Consider the following 17,491-nt stretch of genomic DNA (forward strand, 5'->3'; position numbering starts at 1 on the left):
TCATTTTCGCACTACGAGCCCCCTCCGAGGCCACTCAATACCGTGCGGGCCCGCTCCTCCGCGCCCTCCTTCGCCGGCACGTCGGGGACGATGCCGCGCCCGTCCACGTCGTGCCCGGCCGGGGTGCGGTAGTGGCCCACGGTGAGCTCGGCGACCGAACCGTCGGGCAGGGTGCTCGGCATCTGCACCGACCCCTTGCCGAAGGTGTTGGAGCCGACCGTGACCGCCCGGCCCCGGTCCTGGAGCGCGCCGGTCAGCAGCTCCGCCGCGCTCATGGTGCCGCCGTCGACCAGCGCGACCAGCGGCCGGCCGGTGTCGCCGCCCCGCTCCGCGTACAGCGACCGCTGCTCGCCCTCGACGTCGTACGTGGCGACCAGGCCGCCGTCCAGGAAGGCGGAGGCGGCGACGGCGGCCTCGGCGACCAGGCCGCCGGAGTTGCCCCGCAGGTCGAGCAGGACGCCTGCGCCGGGCGGCGCCGCGCGGACCGCCTCCCGCACCCGCGTCCCGGCGCCCTTGCTGAAGGCGGAGACCCGGATGACGACGGTCCGCGGGTCGGGGCGGCTGACGGTGACGGGGTCGGTCGCCAGCCGCTCCCGGACCAGCGTCTGCGTCCAGGTCATCCCGGACCGCCGGATCCGCAGCGCCACCGTCGAGCCGGGCACGCCGTCGCCGCGCAGCAGGGACACCACCTCGGAGACGGAGAGGCCGGCGGTGGCGCGTCCGCCGACCGCGAGCAGCCGGTCGCCGGACCGGAGCCCGGCCCGCTCGGCCGGCCCGCCCTTCCGCACCCGGGCGACCTCCACACCGCCCTCCTGGGACGTACGGCGCGCGGTGAGGCCGACGCCGGTGTACGCGCCGTCGAGGGACCGCTCGAACTCGGCGTACTCCCGCCGGTCGTAGACCGCGCCCCAGCGGTCGCCGCTGCGGCTGACGAACTCCTCGGCGGCCTGCTTGCCGGACTTGCCGTCGGCGGCGGCCTCGGCGGCGGCGCGGTGGAGCGCCGCCCGGTCGAAGACGGCGCGGTCGCCGCCCGCCCGGGCCTCCGGCCCCGGCTCGTCGTCCCGCGGCAGCGCGCCGGTCGCGGCGGCGGTGGCGAGGACTCCGGCGAAGACCAGCGTGAGAACGGCCCCGCGGACGACACCGCGGGGCCGGGGACAGAGGGGCACGGGGCCGGCCGACATGGCGCCCACTCTAGGACAAGGCGATGGCGCCCCAGGGGCTTTGCCCCCAGGACGCCATCCGCCGTCAGTGGTCTCTTCTCACACCTTCAGGTACTTGCGCAACGCGACGAAGGCCGCCACGGAGGGCATCAGCAGGCCGATGACGACCACCAGCGGCAGCTGCGCGAGGACCACGTCCCAGCCGATGAAGTTCACCAGCGGCATCTGCTCGGCCAGGTTCAGGCCGTGGTCGACGAGGAAGTACCGGCCGGCCACCAGCAGCACACAGGCGAAGGCGCCGCCGATCAGGCCGGAGAAGGCGGCCTCCATGATGAACGGCATCTGGATGTAGAAGCTGGAGGCGCCGACCAGCCGCATGATGCCGGTCTCGCGGCGGCGGCTGAACGCCGAGACCCGGACCGTGTTGATGATCAGCATCAGCGCGATCACCAGCATCAGCAGCATCAGCGCCACCGCCGCATAGTTCACGCTGCGCATCATGTTGAACAGCGTCTCCAGGATGTTCCGCTGGTCCTGGACCGACTCGATGCCGTCCCGCCCCTCGAAGGCGGTCGCGATCACCTTGTACTTCTCCGGGTCCTTCAGCTTCACCCGGAACGACTCCGGCATCTGGTCCGGCGTGATGACGGAGGCGATGGCGGTGTCGCCGTACTGCTCCTTGTAGTGCTTGAAGGCTTCCTCGGCCGACTCGTAGTAGACGTTCTCGACGATCGTCATCTTCTTCAGGTCGGCTTCGATCTGCTTCTTCTGGTCCGCGGTGACGGCGCCCTTGGCGCACTTGTCGCCGTTGGCCGCGTCGGCCTTGGTGCAGAGGTAGATCGAGACGTTGACCTTGTCGTACCAGTAGTCCTTCATCGTGTTGACCTGCTCGCGCATGAGCAGGGCACCGCCGAAGAGGGCCAGCGACAGGGCCACGGAGACGATCACCGCGAAGGTCATCGTCAGGTTGCGCCGGAGACCGACGCCGATCTCGGAGAGCACGAACTGGGCGCGCATGGTGTTCTGGTTCCCCCGCCGTCAGTGCTGGTAGCCGTAGACGCCGCGCGCCTGGTCGCGGACGAGGCGGCCCTTCTCCAGCTCGATGACGCGCTTGCGCATCTGGTCGACGATGTTCTGGTCGTGGGTCGCCATGACGACGGTGGTCCCTGTCCTGTTGATGCGGTCGAGCAGCTTCATGATGCCGACGGAGGTCTGCGGGTCGAGGTTGCCGGTCGGCTCGTCGGCGATCAGCAGCATCGGGCGGTTGACGAACGCGCGGGCGATCGCGACGCGCTGCTGCTCACCACCGGACAGCTCGCCCGGCATGCGGTCCTCCTTGCCGCCGAGGCCGACCAGGTCGAGCACCTGCGGCACGGCCTTGCGGATCTCGCCGCGCGGCTTGCCGATGACCTCCTGGGCGAAGGCCACGTTCTGCGCCACCGTCTTGTTCGGCAGCAGGCGGAAGTCCTGGAAGACGGTGCCGAGCTGGCGCCGCATGTGCGGCACCTTCCAGTTGGACAGGCGGGCGAGGTCCTTGCCGAGCACGTGCACCTGCCCGTGGCTGGCGCGCTCCTCCCGCAGGATCAACCGGAGGAAGGTCGACTTTCCGGAGCCGGACGAACCGACGAGGAAGACGAACTCCCCCTTCTCGATCTCCAGGGAGACTTCCCGGAGCGCGGGGCGGTTCTGCTTCGGATAGGACTTGGAGACGTTGTCGAATCGGATCACGGATGCACCACGGTCGGCCGGGAGTAGGTGTGCGTGACCTTACGCGAACCGGGAAGCCCCGCGCAGTCGCGCTCCTGGCTTGCGCCCTTTATCCTTTTTCGCCCTCTCGGGGCGGGCGGGGGCGTTCGCGGCGGGGGCGCGCCGGAACCTCGCGGAGCTGGCACAGTGGTAGGGGGAACGTCCGGACGGTGCCGGGCGTTGTCCCTGTGAGCCCCCTGCGGGAGGAGGAGAGCGTATGACCTACGACCGACTGGTGTGCGCCAGCTGCGCGGCTCCGGTCGCCGAGGGTCGCTGCCCCGTCTGCCGGGCCAGCCGCGAGCGCCTGGCACCGCAGGGACTGTCCCCCGCGATGGTCCTGACGCTGGTGATCGCCCTGCTGGCGACGCTGGCGCTCCTGGCGGCCGTCCGCACGGTGTAGCCGGAACGTCGGAAGGGCCGGGGAGGCGACTGCCTCCCCGGCCCTTCTCGCATGCCCTACGGCATCACGTCACGTCGCGCTCAGGCGGCGGCGCCGCGCCCGCCCGCGACCAGGCGCGGCAGGAAGCGGAAGCCGATGCCACCGGCGATCATGGTGGCGGCGCCGATGATGAGGAACGAGGTCTCGGCCGCACCGGTCTCGGCGAGCTCCTCCTTGGCCTCGCCCTGCTGGACCGGCTGCGAGCCGGCCTGCTGGGTGTCGGTGTTGCTGTTCGAGCCGGTCGAACCGGTGGAGCCGTCCGCGACGCACTCGACGCCGTCGATCTCGACGGTGCAGGTGCCGGTGCCGCCGTCGGCGGAGGAGCCGCCGGTCGACGAACCGCCGGTGGCGCTGGTGGAGCCGGAGTCCGAGCCGGAACCGGAGCCGCCGCCGTTGCCGGAGCCACCGTTGCCGTTGCCGCCGTTGCCGGAGTTGCCCCCGTTGCCGTTGCCGTTGCCGGAGTCGCCGCCGTTGCCGTTGCCACCGTCGGCCGCGCCACCGTCGGCACCACCGTCAGCCGCACCGCCGTCAGCGCCGCCGTCGGCCGCGCCACCGTCGGCACCACCGTCAGCCGCACCGCCATCGGCACCACCATCGGCCGCACCACCATCGGCGCCACCGTCAGCCGCACCACCATCGGCACCGCCGTCAGCCGCACCACCGTCGGCACCGCCGTCAGCCGCACCGCCGTCGGCACCACCATCGGCCGCACCACCGTCGGCACCACCATCGGCCGCACCGCCATCGGCACCGCCGTCAGCCGCACCGCCGTCAGCGCCGCCATCGGCCGCGCCACCGTCAGCAGCACCACCGTCAGCAGCACCACCGTCAGCCGCACCGCCATCGGCCGCGCCACCGTCAGCAGCACCACCGTCGGCACCGCCGTCAGCCGCACCGCCGTCGGCGCCGCCGTCGCCGGCGCCACCGTTGTCGTTGCCCTCGGTGTCACCGATGCTGGTGTTGCCGTCGCTGTCGCCGAGCGCGCCGACCGTCACCTCCAGGGTGGTCCCGGAGTCGTCGCCGCCGACGGCCTGCGCGGCGCCCGCCGCGGTCAGGGACGCACCGGCGATGATCACGGCACCGGCCGCGACTCGCGCCAGGCGGACTCGCGTCTTGTTGGTCATCTGGTTGCTACCCCCAGTAGCTTCATCTCGTCATGGGGCAGCGCCAGGGGCCGGGCACGGGTGGCGTCATGGTTACTGGAACTGCCCCCGTTCACACACGCCCCAGAGATGCGCATGCCATTCGGCCAGCCTTCCGAGTTTCCGATGCAGCGTCAAGGCCGTTGCGCGTGCGATGCCCGAAAGATCACGAGTTGCCCGCCCTATGACGATGCAACTGTGACGTAGTCCCCGAACTACGGGGTTCGGGAGGGCAGTTCCCTTGTCGACAAAGCTCCCCGTCCGCCCGCGCACCGCTTGCAGCGGCGAACGGACCGGGCCCCGCACCGGAGGGTGCGGGGCCCGGACGGGAGCGCTGCGGGGTTACTGCGTCTGCTCCTGCTGCTTGCGCCAGCGGATGCCGGCCTCCAGGAAGCCGTCGATCTCGCCGTCCAGGACGGACTGCGGGTTGCCGACCTCGAACTCCGTCCGGAGGTCCTTGACCATCTGGTACGGGTGGAGGACGTACGACCGCATCTGGTTGCCCCAGGAGCTGCCGCCGTCGCCCTTGAGCGCGTCCATCTTGGCGCGCTCCTCCTGGCGCTGGCGCTCCAGGAGCTTGGCCTGGAGGACGTTCATGGCGCTCGCCTTGTTCTGGATCTGCGAGCGCTCGTTCTGGCAGGAGACCACGATGCCGGTCGGGAGGTGCGTGATGCGCACGGCCGAGTCGGTCGTGTTGACGCCCTGGCCGCCGGGGCCGGACGCGCGGTACACGTCGACGCGCAGCTCGGACTCGTCGATCTCGACGTGGTCGGACTGCTCGACGACCGGCAGCACCTCGACGCCCGCGAACGAGGTCTGGCGGCGGCCCTGGTTGTCGAAGGGCGAGATGCGCACCAGGCGGTGGGTGCCCTGCTCGACGGAGAGGGTGCCGTAGGCGTACGGCGCCTTGACGACGAAGGTGGTCGACTTGATGCCGGCCTCCTCCGCGTACGAGGTCTCGTAGATCTCGGTCGAGTAGCCGTGCCGCTCGGCCCAGCGCAGGTACATGCGCTGGAGCCGCTCGGCGAAGTCGGAGGCGTCGACGCCGCCGGCCTCGGCGCGGATGTTGACCAGCGCCTCGCGCTCGTCGTACTCGCCGGACAGGAGGGTGCGGACCTCCATCTCGTCGAGCGCCTTGCGCACCGCGGTGAGCTCGGCCTCGGCCTCGGCGCGGGTGTCCGCGTCGTCCATCTCCTCGGCGAGGTCGAAGAGCACACCGAGATCGTCGATGCGGCCCCGCAGCGCCTCGGCCTTGCGGACCTCGGCCTGGAGGTGGGAAAGCTTGCTCGTGATCTTCTGCGCCGCCTCCGGGTCGTCCCACAGGGACGGTGCCGCGGCCTGCTCTTCGAGCACGGCGATGTCGGCCCTCAGCTTGTCGAGGTCCAGGACGGCCTCGATCGACCCCATGGTCGAGGAGAGGGACTTCAGCTCTTCGGATACATCGACGACTGCCACGCGTCCAGCGTAACGGCTCCCGGCCGGGAGCCGAACCTACGGCCCTCCGGCCTGTGGACGGACCGGCGCTACGGCTGCGCGGGCTGGGAGGACGGCCGGGAGTCCTGGGGGGCTCCCCCGTCGTCCCCGGCGAGCGCGAGGTAGCCGCCGACGCCGAGCGCGCCCGCCGCCACGGCGGCGGCGATGCCGAGGGCGATCCGGCGCTTGCGGACGGCCCCGGACCGGTTGCGGGCCGAGCCGGGGCGGCGGGCGCCGGCCGGGCGCGGGGCGCGGGCGGTGCCGTGCGGGCCGCCGGACAGCTCCTCCGGGCCGGGCACGCGCATGGAGGTGTGGGTGTCCCGGTGCGAGTCGGCGGAGGCGCCGGGCACCAGCGGGACGGCCGCGCGGCGGCGGGCGGGGTCGGGGGCGGTACCGGCGGAGGTGGCGTGCGCCGGGTCCTCGTACGGCTCCGGGGTCGCCGTCTCGGCGCCGGGCTCGTCCACGTCCAGCGGCGGGATGCCCTTGAGCAGCGGCAGGACGTCGGCGAGGCGGGCGGCCAGCTCGGAGGCGCGCAGCCGGGAGGCGGGGGCCTTCGCGAGGCACTGGACGAGCAGCTGCCACAGCTCCTCGGGGATGCCGGGGAGCGGGACGACGGTCTCGGTGACGTGCCGGCGCAGGACGGCGCCGGGGTGGCCGCCGCCGAACGGGGTGAAGCCGGCGAGCAGCTCGTACAGGACGGTGGCGAGGGCGTAGATGTCGACGGCGGCGCGGGGCGGCAGGCCCTCGACGATCTCGGGGGCGAGGTAGTCGGGGGTGCCGATGATCCGGGTGGCCTTGGTGCGGCCGGGGGTGTCGATGAGCTTGGCGACGCCGAAGTCGGTGAGGAGGGCGGGGTGGGCGCCGCCGGGGCCGAGCGGGCCCTCCATGTCGAGGAGGATGTTCTCCGGCTTGACGTCCCGGTGGACGACGCCGGCCGCGTGGGCGGCGGCCAGGCCCTCGGCGACGTCGCGGATGATCGCGACGGCGGCCTCCGGGGCGAGCCGGCGCTCACGGTCGAGGCGGGTGCGCAGGTCGGTGCCGCGGACCAGGTCCATGACGAGGGCGAGGTCGTTGCCGTCGACGACGAGGTCGCGGACCTTGACCACGCGGGGGTGGTCGAGGCCGAGCAGGGCGGTGCGCTCCTGCACGAAGCGGCCGACGAGCTCCTGGTCGGAGGCCAGGTCCTCGCGCAGCAGTTTGACGGCGACGGGGCCTTCGGGCCCCTCGCCGAGCCACACCGTTCCGGCGCTGCCCCGCCCGAGGATCTGGTGGGCGGTGTAGCGGCTGCCGATGTTCCGTGCCAAGACTGCTCCCTCAGCGGCTGCGGTTCGCGTCAAAGTTACGCGTCCCGCGCCGCCGGACGTCACTTCCGGAGCGAAATCACCCCTCGGAAGTCGATAAATCGGCAGGACGACCGCGTATTCGGCGGTCGTCCTGCCGGGTGGGCGCTCGCGGGGAGCGGGCGGCGGCTACTGGCCGGGGGTGCCCGATCCGCCCGATCCGCCGGATCCGGTGGCGTCCCCGATGGTGGAGATCCAGTCGCTGACGGTCGCGATGCCGTCGCCGATGGCCTCCCAGTAGCCCTTGCCCTGGGCGATCCAGTCCTGGAGCGGGGTGAGCTCCCAGACCAGCCAGCCGGCCACGACGAAGAGCACGATCATGACCAGGCAGCCCTTGAGGCAGCCGAGGCCGGGGATCCGCACCGGGTTGGCGCTGCGGCGGCGCGGCTCGCGCGGGGCGGGCGGCTGGGGCTGCGGCTGCCGGGGCTGCTGCGGCGGGGCGTACTGCTGCTGCGGCGGCGGGGGCGCGTACTGCTGCTGCGGGGCGGGCGGCTGCGGCGGGCGGTACTGCTGCTGCCGCGGCGCGGGGCGCTGCTGCTGCTGGTACGGCGCGGGCTGCTGCTGGTGGCCCGGCGGCGGACCCTGCTGGTACGGCGGGGCCTGCGGCGGCTGCTGCGGGCGGCGCGGGGGACGGCGGCGCAGCGGGTCCTCGCTGGGGTCCAGGTACTGGACCTGGGTCTGCTCGTTGCGGTCCCGGGCGGCGGCGAGCTGGCTCTGCCAGGGGTGCGGGTCCTCCGCCGGCGGGTTCGCCGGCATGGCGGGCATGACGGCCGTCGGGTCGGCCGCGCCGCCCGGGCCGCCGGGGCTTCCGGCCGGCAGGACCGTGGTGGGGTCGGCGGAGCCGGCCGGTCCGCCGGTGGGCAGGACGCTGGTGGCGGCGGCCGGGTCGAACTGCGCGCCGGAGCCGGCCGGCAGCACCTGCGTGGGGTCGGCGGCGCCCGGGGTGGCCGGGACCTGCGCCGGGTCGGGGTCCGGGGCGAGCAGGGCGCCGACGCCCTCGGCGGCCTCGATCTGGGCGGGCGAGGAGTGGACGCCGATGCCGGCGGCGACCGTGCGCAGGCCGCGCGCCAGGTTGACGGCGCTGGGGCGCCGGGCCGGGTCCTTGCTGAGACAGCGCTCGATGACCGTCCACAGCGGTGCGGGCACGGTGGAGGGGCGCCGGGGCTCCTCGCTGAGGTGCATGTGGAGGACTTCGAGGGCGGTGCCGCCGGCGAACGGCGGGCGGCCGGTGACCAGCTCGTACAGCAGGATGCCGGCGCCGTAGATGTCGACGGCGGAGGTCTGCGGGCGGCCCTCGGCGGACTCCGGCGCCACGTACGCGGGCGTGCCGACGAACTCGTGGGTGCGGGTGAGGCCCGGGGAGTCGGCGAGGCGCGCGATGCCGAAGTCGGTGAGCATCGGGTGCATGGCGCCGTCCCGCTCGGCGACCAGCACGTTCGCCGGCTTGAGGTCGCGGTGGACGACCCCGTCGGCGTGGCTGGCGGCGAGCGCGTCGGCGATCTGCGCGGTGAGCAGGGCGGCGGCGACCGGGGTGAGCGGGCCGTTCTCCCGGAGGTAGCGGTGCAGGTCCGGGCCCTCGACCAGGTCCATGACCAGCGCCAGGACGTCGCCCTCGACGACGAGGTCGCGGGTGCGCACGATGTTCGGGTGGGTGAGCCGCAGCAGGACGGACCGCTCGCGCAGGAAGCGCATCACGATGTCCGGGTCGTTGGCCAGCTCCTCCTTGAGGACCTTGATCGCGACGGTCTCGCCCGGCTGTCCGGGCACGGCCGCCTCGGCGCCCGCCGTCTCCCGCTGGCGGGCTCGCCAGACGGTGCCCGTGGCGCCGCGGCCGAGCGGCTCCTCGAGCAGGTACTTGCTGCCGATTGGCCGCACGTCACGCGCTCCCTGCTGATCGTGGTCCTGGGTGGCCGGTCCCCGCTCGTCCGAGCCGAGCCGGGGGCCCCGGAGGTCCTCTTCTTCTCTGTTGTGACCCGTCCGGGTGTCCGACCCACTCTAGTGCCGCCGAACGGGTCACAGCCCGGTCGTCCACAGGACGATTTCCGCCGGCGCGTTCGACGCCGCCGGGTCGCCAGGGGGCGGTCTGGCCGCCCGGTGACCGCCGCCGGAATCCCACCCGGATTCCGTCCGAACTTGTCCGGAAGAAGACGCTCCTCCGGCCGGGATGGTTGCCGCACCGGCCCGGCGGGCCGGGACGACCTGGCGTTTTCGCGTCACACCCGGCGGCTCCCGACCACCGTTCAAGATCACTTCGGGCCGACCCGGCGGCGGGTTGTCCGCGGCAGGTGCGAGGATGCCTCCAGCACGTCGCATCGGTGGGGTCGGGAGCCCCCGCGCCGTGCCGACCTGTACCGGGCGACGCGTCCGTGCCGGGTGGGGGGAGACACGGGGCGGTCCCCTGCCGGGCATGTCGCGCAGAAGGGACCGCTGACGGCGATGCAGATCCGGCTGACCGTCCTCGCGCCGCACGCCGGCCACGGCGCCGGGCGCGCCTGCGACGTGCTCGTCACGGCCCCCGCGGGCACCGCCCTGTCCGCCGTGGCGTCGCCGCTCGCCGCCGCCGTCACCGGCCCCGACGCGGCCGGCACCGGCACGCCCGTGCTGTACGCGGGCGCGGAGCGGCTGGACGCCCGCCGCTGCGTGCTGGGCGAGCCGCCGCTCGTCGACGGCGCGGTCCTGGCGCTGCACGCCCCCGACCCGGACGACCGGGCCGGCCTCGACGCCACCGTCTCCTCGGCCGCCCGGCTGCACGTGGTCGCCGGCCCGGACGCGGGCGGGGTGCACCTGCTGCACGGCGGGGCGATCCGCGTGGGCCGGTCCGTGGAGGCGGACGTGCCGCTGGACGACCCGGACGTGTCCCGCGCGCACTGCACGGTGACGGTCGCCGCGGACGGCCGGGTCACCGTCGCCGACCTCGGCTCCACCAACGGCACCACCCTCGACGGCGTGTCCGTCGGCGACCGTCCGGTCCCGCTGCGCCCCGGGGCGCTGCTCCGGCTCGGCGAGTCCACCCTGCGGCTCACCGTCCCCGACGCCGCCGCGGACGCCGGGACGCTGCCGACCGCACCCGACGGCGAGGGCCACCTCCGGGTGCCCCCGCCGCAGGCCGCGCCCGCGACGGACGGGGACGCGGCCGGGGACGCGCGCGCGTGGCCCGCCCCCGCCGACGGACCGGCCCGGGACGCCGCCCCCGCCGGAGCCGGCACTCCCCCGGCCCCCGTACCCGGCCCGTCGCCCTCCTGGGCCGGTCAGGGCCCCGGCACGCACGGCTCCGCGCGCGGCGTGCCCCTGGCCGAGTCGTGGCCGGACGCCGGGCACGCGCGGGCGGGCGAGCCCGGGGACGGTGACGCGGGCGCCCCGCACAGCCGCGTCCGTACGCCCGCCGAGGGCACCGATCCGGCGACCCGCAGGACCGGCCGACGCGGGCTCGGCGCGTGGGCGCGGCGGCTCGCGGGCGGGCGCGACACGGAGACCGCGCCCGGCGCCCCCGCGGCCCCGGCCGGCCCCGAGGCGGCCCGGCCGGACGCGCCCGGCGGCACCGCGGCGCCCGACACCTGGCCCGACCCGGCCGCCGTCCTGCTGACCGCGCTCGGCCCCGGCCCCCGCCTCTGGGAGCGGACCGCCGGCCATCCCGAGGCCCTGGTCGTCCGGCTCGGCACCGCCGACCGCGCGGAGCTGTCCGGAGTGCCCGTCACCGTCGGACTGCGCGAGGCGGGCTCGCTCGGTCTCGCCGGCCCCTCGGACCGGCTGACCGGCCTGGCCCGGGCCGTGGTGGCCCAGCTGGCCGCCCTGCACTCCCCCGCCGACCTGGAGATCGTCCTCGTCAGCGCCGACCGGAACCGCCCCCTGGAGGAGCGGCGGCGCGCCTGGGGCTGGCTCGGCTGGCTCCCGCACGTGCGGCCCGCGCACGGCCAGGACTGCCGGCTGCTCCTCGCGTACGACCGCGAGCAGGCCCAGGCCCGTACGGCCGAGCTGACCCGGCGCCTCGACGACGGTCCGCTCGGGCCCGGCTGGGCCAGCGCGGACCGGGCCGCGGTCGCGGAGGCCGCCGCCCGGTACACGGGCCCGGTGACGGTCGTCGTCGTCGACGGCGACCCGGGCACGGCCGCGCTGCGCGAGACGGTGGCCCGGCTCGCGCAGGCCGGCGCGGCGGCCGGCATCCATCTGATCTGCCTCGCCGAGGCGCCCGCCGCGTCCCCGGCGTCGCCGGTCGCCGCCACCTACGAGGCGGCCTGCGCCGCCTCCCTCGCCTTCCGCGAGTGCGGGGCGGCGGCCCTGCTCAGCGGGGACGTGGCCACGGCGCTGCGGCTGCTGCGCACGTCCGGCGGGCGGGTCGCCGGCCACGGCACGGTCGGGGTCGTGGACGCGGTCTCGGTGGCCTGGGCGGAGCGTTTCGGGCGCGCGCTGGCCCCGCTGCGCACGGACTCCGCGTCGGCGGTCCCCGGGCGGGCCGCCGCGCTGCCGCCGTCCGCGCGGCTCCTGGACGAGCTGGGCCTCGCGCGGGCCACCCCGGCGTCCCTGATGGCCCGCTGGGCGTCCGCCGGGGAGGGCACGGCGGTGCTCGGCGCGGGGCCGCGCGGCCCGCTCTCCGTGGACCTCACGGCGGAGGGCCCGCACCTGCTGATCGAGGGCCCGGCGGGCAGCGGCCGCACGGAGCTGCTGCGGGCCGTCGCCGCGTCCCTGGCGGCCGGCGCCCGGCCGGACCGGCTCGGGCTGCTCCTGGTGGACGGCGCGGGCGGCGAGCGCGGCGAGGGCCTGGCGGCCTGTACGGAGCTGCCGCACGTCACCGAGCACCTGGTGGCCTCGGACCCGGTCCGGATGCGGGAGTTCGCGCAGGCGCTGGGCGCGGAGCTGAAGCGCCGCGCGGAGCTGCTGGGCGACGCGGACTTCGCCGACCGGCGGACCACGCGCGCGGTGGTCGGCCAGCGGGGCGCGAGCGCCGCCGAGGCGATGCCGCAGGGCGTCCGGGCGGCTGTCCGGCTCGCGGACGCGTCGGACCTGGAGGACCGCCCGAGCGGCCGGACCCTGCGCACGGGCGCGGGCGCGGTCGGCGACAGCCCGCCGGGGGCGCGGACGCCGTACCCGGGCGCGGACGGCGCCCGGGTGCCCCGCCCCTCCGGCGAACTGCCCTCGACCCCCAGCGACCGCCTGGCCGGCCGGGCCCACGTGGGCGACCTGCCGGCCACCTTCAACGGCCGCCCGGGCGGCCGGGCCGCCGACCTCCCCACCCGCCCCAGCGGCCGCACCCTCCGCACCGACGACGCCGACCCGGCCGACGTCGGCACCCCGCCGAGCGGCCGCACCCCGTACCCCGGCCGGTCGGACGTCCCGACCGCGGCGAGCGGCCGTACGGCGTACCCCCGCGCGGGCACGGCCTCCGGCGCCGCCGACGTCCCGGGCACGGCGAGCGGTCGCACCGCCCACCCGAACGCCTCGGACGTCCCGTCCCCCGCGAGCGGGCGCACGCCGTACCCCGGCCGCTCGTCCGACCTGCGGGACGCGGCGAGCGGGCGCACGCCCCACCCCGGCCGGTCCGACCTCGCGTCCCCCGCGAGCGGGCGCACGCCGTACCCCGGGTCCGGGTCCGGGGGCGTGGAGCGGGGCGGGGCGCGCGTGCCGCGGCCGGGGAGCGAGGAGGACCACCTCCCGAGGCCCGCCGCCGCCGGCCGGCTGCCGCTGCCGCGGCTCGTCGTGCTCGTGGACGACTTCGACGCCCTGGTCGCGCCCGCGCTGGGCGCGCCGGGGCGGCCCGCCGCGGGGTCCGTCGTCCGGGCCCTGGAGGCGGTCGCGCGGCACGGCGAACGGCTCGGAGTGCACCTGATCGCGACCTCGGCCCGGCCGGACCGGACCGTCGACACCGACCTGGCGCACGGCGCCCGGCTGCGCGTGGTGCTCGACGCGCCGGCGAGCGCGCCGGGGCCCGACGTGCCCGCGCCCGGCCGGGGCCGGCTGGGGCATCCGGACGGGCGGGTGACGCCGTTCCAGGCGGGCCGGATCACGGGCCGGATCCCGCGCACGGCGACGCTGCGGCCGACGGTCGTCCCGCTGGAGTGGGAACGGATGGGCGACCCGCCCGCTCGCCGACCGGTCCGCGAACTGGGCAACGGCCCGACGGACCTGGCCCTCCTGGCCAGCGCCCTCGACCGCGCGGCCCGCTCGGTGGAGGCCGCCCCGGTTCCGCCGCTCACCCACGCCTGACGCGTACGGGGACGGGGCCCGGCCGAGGGAGAAGGGCTCAGGCCCCCGGGAACAGCGTGCGCAGGCCCGCGAGCGCCGCGCGGGTGAGGTCGTCGACGTACCCCTCGGGGAGGTCCGTGCGGGCGACGACGAGGCGCCAGTAGAGGGGGCCCACGATGAGGTCGAGGGCGCGGGCGGGGTCGGTGCCCTCGGGGAGTTCGCCGCGGGCGACCGCCTCACGGACGATCTGGGCGACGACGCCCTCCTGCCCGTCGAGCAGCGCCGTGCGGACGGGCTCGGCGATCTCGGGCTGCCGGGCGGCCTCCACAAGGAGTTCGGGGATGACCTGCGAGGCGATCGGGTGCCGCAGGGCGTGCGAGGCGACGGTGAGCAGGGCCCGTACGTCCCCTTCCAGCGAGCCGGTGGCGGGCGCCGGCAAGCCCTGCGCGGCGACGGCCCCGACGAGGTCGAGGACGAGCGCGAGCTTGGACTTCCAGCGCCGGTAGACGGCGGTCTTCCCCACCCCCGCGCGGCGCGCGATGCCCTCGATGGACATCCGGGCGAAGCCGACGGCGGCGAGTTCCTCGAAGACGGCCGCGCGGATGGCCTCGGTGACGTCCTCGCGGAGCACGGCGGCTCCTGCGGGGACACGACGGGGCGTGGGGGTGCTCATACCGCATCCTAACCAGCGGCCACGTCACGACGATACGGTTGCGTTCCGACGTAACCGCGACGTACCCTCGACCGCACGACGATACGAAACCGTTTCGACGTGACGTATGCGTCGTCACGATGCACGGAAGCCACCCGCGCGCCCCACCGCCCCTCCACCCCGCCCCCGTCGAAAGCGCCCGCACGTGACCCTGACACTGCCCCCGCCGCCGACCGCCCTCCCCGACACCCCGCAGCCCCAGAAGCCCCCGCAGCCCCCGGCCGACGAGGACCTGGCGGCGCTCGCCCGCCGCCACGGCCTCTCCGTCAGCGGCGCCCGCCCGCCCCTCCCCGCGTACGTCCGGCAGCTCTGGGCCCGCCGCGACTTCATCGCCGCCTTCGCGACGGCCCGGCTGACCGCCCAGTACAGCCAGGCCCGGCTCGGACAGCTCTGGCAGCTCATGACCCCGCTGCTCAACGCGGCCGTGTACTACCTGATGTTCGGCGTCCTGATGAACGCGCAGCACGGCGTCCCGGACTACCTCCCCTTCCTCCTCACCGGCGTCTTCGTGTGGACGTTCACCGCCAACACGCTGACCGCCGGCACCCGCGCCGTCAGCGGCAACCTCGGCCTGGTCCGCGCCCTCCACTTCCCCCGCGCCGCCCTGCCTCTCTCCCTCGCGCTGCAACAGCTCCAGCAGCTGCTGGTGTCGCTCGCCGCGCTCGTCGCGATCCTGCTCTGCTGCGGCGAGTTCCCCGCCTGGAGCTGGCTGCTCGCGGTGCCGGCGATCGCGCTCCAGGCCCTGTTCGGCGCCGGCGTCTCGCTCGCCCTCGCCCGGCTCGCCGCCCGCACCCCCGACGTCAGCCAGCTCATGCCGTTCGTGCTGCGCACCTGGATGTACGTCTCCGGCGTGATGTGGTCGATCGGCTCCCTGGCGTCCAGCGGCCGCTTCCCCGGCTGGGTGGTCCTGGCCCTCCAGTGCAACCCGGCCGCCGTCTACATCGACCTGGTCCGCTTCGCCCTCGTCGGCAGCTTCACCGCGGACTCCCTGCCGCCCCACGTGTGGGCCCTCGCCGCCGGCTGGGCCGTCCTCGCGTTCACCGGCGGCTTCCTGTGGTTCTGGAAGGCGGAGGAGACGTACGGCCGTGGCTGACACCCCCAGCGCACCGGGCACCCCGCCAGGATCCGCACCCCGCCCCAAGACACCCCGCCCCGGCGACCCCACCGTCATCGCCGACCGCGTCCACCTCTCCTACACCGTGCCCACCGGCCCCGGCGCCCGCCGCCGGGTGCACGCCGTGAAGGGCGTCGGCTTCGTCGCCCGGCGCGGCGAGACGATCGGCCTGATCGGTTCGAACGGATCGGGGAAGTCCACCCTCCTGAAGGCCATCGCCGGCCTCCAGCCGGTCGAGAGCGGCACCCTCTACACCCGGGGCCGCCCCGCCCTCCTCGGCGTCGACGCGGCCCTCATGAACGACCTCTCCGGCGAGCGGAACGTCATCCTCGGCGGCCTCGCCCTCGGCATGAGCCGCCGGGAGATCACCGCCCGGTACGACGAGATCGTCGACTTCTCCGGGCTCCGGAAGCCCGGCCGCGAGGACGACGACCCGCTCGCCCGCCCCCTGCGCACCTACTCCTCCGGCATGAGCGCCCGCCTCCGCTTCGCCCTCTCCGCGGCCACCCGCGGCCACGACGTGCTCCTCATCGACGAAGCCCTGGCCACCGGCGACGCCGCCTTCCAGCGCCGCAGCCGCCGCCGCATCGAGGAACTGCGGGCCGCCGCCGGCACCGTCTTCCTCGTCGCCCACGCGGCCACGACCATCCGCGAGACCTGCGACCGCGCGCTGTGGCTGGAGGCCGGCGAACTGCTGAGGGACGGCCCGGCGGACGAGGTGGTGGCGGCGTACGAGGAGGCCACCCGTACGCGGGGCTGAAACCGGCTCCATCCAGCCGAACGGACAGGGCACACCCCCGGCCGCCGACCTACGGTCGGAGCGTGACGACGCCAGACCGCCCCCGCTCCCGCGCCGCCTCCCCCGCGCCGCCCTCCCTCACCCGCTCGCCCTTCGAGTCGGACACCTTCACGTCCGCCACCTTCGTCACCGTCGGCAGCGGCCCCGTCCTCGCCCTCGCCGTCGTCTGGCTGCTCACCCGCGCCGGCATGCTGGCGCTGCTCGTGAACGACAGCCTCGGCGTCGGCGGGGTCGCCCACGAGGTCCAGCTGCTCTACCGCCACTGGTACGGCCTCTTCGCCGACGGCACCTTCCCGCCCGCCGACCCCACCTGGCAGTACCCGCCCGGCGCCGGCCTGGTGGTCATGGCACCGGGCCTGCTGACGTCCTGGCTCGGCTACACCCAGGCGTTCGTCGTCCTCACGCTGCTCGCCGACGCCGCCGTCACCCTCGGGCTCGCCGTCGCCGACCGCGCCCGGCTCACCCACGGCGCCTGGTACTGGGTCTGCGCCCTGCCGCTCCTCCTCCACGTGCCGCTCGCCCGCTACGACGTGCAGGCCACCGCCCTCGCGGTGCTCGCCCTGCTGTTCCTGAAGCTCCGCTCCCCGGCCGGCCACCGGCTCGGCGGGGCGCTCGCCGGGCTCGGCGCGCTGGTGAAGGTGTGGCCGGCGCTCGCGCTGATCGGCACGCCCCGGGGCCGTACCACCCGCGAGGCGTGGACGGCCGCCGCCGTCACCGCCGGAGCCCTGCTCGCCGTCCTCGCGCTGTGCTTCTCCGACTCGCTCGGCTTCCTGCACCGGCAGGGCGCCCGCGGCATCCAGATCGAGTCCGTCGGCGGCACCGCGCTGGCCGTCGCCCGCGCGGCCGGCCTGTGGCCCGGTACGGCGGAGGTCCGCTACGGGGCCTACGAGTACGTGGGCCCGTACGTCTCCACCCTCGGGCACCTCTTCCTGCTGCTGACGGTCGCCGCCGTCCTCGCGCTGGTGTTCTGGCGGCTGCGCGCCACCCGCTGGACGGAGGCCACCCCGCTGGACGCGGCGCTCGCCGCGGTGCTGCTGCTCACCGTGACGAGCCGGGTGATCAGCCCCCAGTACCTGGTCTGGCTGCTCGGCCTCGCGGCCGTCTGCCTGACCTCCCGCCGCACGGTGATGCGGCCGGTGGCCGTGCTGCTGCTCCCGGCGGCGGCGCTCAGCTCGCTCGCGTACCCCGTCCTCTACGCCGACGTCGTCACCGGCACCCCGCTCGGCGTGGCGGTCATGGTGCTGCGCAACGGCCTGCTGCTGGCCGCCACCGCCGTCGCCGCCGTCCGCCTGTGGGGGGCCACGGTCGGCCCCGTACGGGAGCGTGCCGCGGGCGCATGACGGAGGGGCCCCGCCGGACGGAAAGCCGTCCGGCGGGGCCCCTCGGCGC

Annotated in this window: 13 protein-coding genes; 5 read left to right on the top strand and 8 right to left on the bottom strand. The window is 75.6% G+C overall.

Annotation, left to right across the window (positions count from 1 at the left end; genetic code table 11):
- Positions 1 to 11: 11 nt before the first annotated feature.
- From ACFVQZ_RS31825 to ftsE, 3 genes are all read right to left on the bottom strand, one after another.
- Positions 12 to 1,181 (bottom strand): S41 family peptidase, encoded by a 1,170-nt coding sequence (locus ACFVQZ_RS31825; protein WP_383628237.1) that lies wholly within the window; start codon positions 1,179 to 1,181, stop codon positions 12 to 14.
- Between the two features lie 78 nt (positions 1,182 to 1,259).
- The gene (gene ftsX, locus ACFVQZ_RS31830; protein WP_030496927.1) at positions 1,260 to 2,177 is read right to left on the bottom strand and encodes a permease-like cell division protein FtsX; all 918 of its coding nucleotides are present in this window, start codon (positions 2,175 to 2,177) and stop codon (positions 1,260 to 1,262) included.
- A gap of 21 nt (positions 2,178 to 2,198) precedes the next feature.
- Positions 2,199 to 2,888 carry a cell division ATP-binding protein FtsE gene (ftsE, locus tag ACFVQZ_RS31835; protein ID WP_030496928.1) on the bottom strand — a complete coding sequence of 230 codons (690 nt, stop codon included), beginning with the start codon at positions 2,886 to 2,888 and terminating at the stop codon, positions 2,199 to 2,201.
- Between the two features lie 235 nt (positions 2,889 to 3,123).
- Between ftsE and ACFVQZ_RS31840 the strand changes: the two genes are divergently transcribed.
- Positions 3,124 to 3,306 carry a hypothetical protein gene (locus ACFVQZ_RS31840; RefSeq protein ID WP_030496929.1) on the top strand — a complete coding sequence of 61 codons (183 nt, stop codon included), beginning with the start codon at positions 3,124 to 3,126 and terminating at the stop codon, positions 3,304 to 3,306.
- Between the two features lie 80 nt (positions 3,307 to 3,386).
- On the opposite strand, the gene ACFVQZ_RS31845 is transcribed toward ACFVQZ_RS31840, so the two are convergent.
- The 4 genes from ACFVQZ_RS31845 to ACFVQZ_RS31860 form a co-directional block, all read right to left on the bottom strand.
- On the bottom strand, positions 3,387 to 4,469 hold the full coding sequence (locus ACFVQZ_RS31845; RefSeq protein ID WP_383628240.1) for a hypothetical protein: 1,083 nt from the start codon (positions 4,467 to 4,469) through the stop codon (positions 3,387 to 3,389).
- A gap of 360 nt (positions 4,470 to 4,829) precedes the next feature.
- Positions 4,830 to 5,942 (bottom strand): peptide chain release factor 2, encoded by a 1,113-nt coding sequence (gene prfB / locus ACFVQZ_RS31850; RefSeq protein WP_030496931.1) that lies wholly within the window; start codon positions 5,940 to 5,942, stop codon positions 4,830 to 4,832.
- Between the two features lie 68 nt (positions 5,943 to 6,010).
- Positions 6,011 to 7,264, bottom strand: coding sequence for a serine/threonine-protein kinase (locus tag ACFVQZ_RS31855; RefSeq protein WP_030496932.1), 1,254 nt, complete (start codon positions 7,262 to 7,264; stop codon positions 6,011 to 6,013).
- 165 nt (positions 7,265 to 7,429) lie between these two features.
- Positions 7,430 to 9,175, bottom strand: a complete 1,746-nt coding sequence (locus ACFVQZ_RS31860) for a serine/threonine-protein kinase (RefSeq protein WP_030496933.1) — start codon at positions 9,173 to 9,175, stop codon at positions 7,430 to 7,432.
- 561 nt (positions 9,176 to 9,736) lie between these two features.
- Between ACFVQZ_RS31860 and ACFVQZ_RS31865 the strand changes: the two genes are divergently transcribed.
- Entirely contained in the window at positions 9,737 to 13,498 is a 3,762-nt protein-coding gene (locus tag ACFVQZ_RS31865) for an FtsK/SpoIIIE domain-containing protein (protein WP_383628243.1), read from the top strand.
- Between the two features lie 37 nt (positions 13,499 to 13,535).
- Here the strand turns inward: ACFVQZ_RS31865 and ACFVQZ_RS31870 are convergent, their stop codons facing one another.
- The gene (locus ACFVQZ_RS31870) at positions 13,536 to 14,150 is read right to left on the bottom strand and encodes a TetR/AcrR family transcriptional regulator (RefSeq protein ID WP_383628245.1); all 615 of its coding nucleotides are present in this window, start codon (positions 14,148 to 14,150) and stop codon (positions 13,536 to 13,538) included.
- A gap of 184 nt (positions 14,151 to 14,334) precedes the next feature.
- On the opposite strand from ACFVQZ_RS31870, the gene ACFVQZ_RS31875 reads away from it, so the two are divergent.
- The 3 genes from ACFVQZ_RS31875 to ACFVQZ_RS31885 all read left to right on the top strand — a co-directional run bounded on the left by ACFVQZ_RS31875 (position 14,335) and on the right by ACFVQZ_RS31885 (position 17,442).
- Positions 14,335 to 15,282 carry an ABC transporter permease gene (locus ACFVQZ_RS31875; protein WP_383628247.1) on the top strand — a complete coding sequence of 316 codons (948 nt, stop codon included), beginning with the start codon at positions 14,335 to 14,337 and terminating at the stop codon, positions 15,280 to 15,282.
- Positions 15,275 to 16,063, top strand: a complete 789-nt coding sequence (locus ACFVQZ_RS31880) for an ABC transporter ATP-binding protein (protein WP_383628249.1) — start codon at positions 15,275 to 15,277, stop codon at positions 16,061 to 16,063. Before ACFVQZ_RS31875 ends, ACFVQZ_RS31880 begins: the two co-directional genes overlap by 8 nt.
- 62 nt (positions 16,064 to 16,125) lie before the next feature.
- Entirely contained in the window at positions 16,126 to 17,442 is a 1,317-nt protein-coding gene (locus ACFVQZ_RS31885) for a glycosyltransferase 87 family protein (protein ID WP_321193513.1), read from the top strand.
- Positions 17,443 to 17,491 lie beyond the last annotated feature (49 nt).

This window comes from Streptomyces sp. NPDC057854 (assembly GCF_042797055.1).
Classification (GTDB): domain Bacteria; phylum Actinomycetota; class Actinomycetes; order Streptomycetales; family Streptomycetaceae; genus Streptomyces.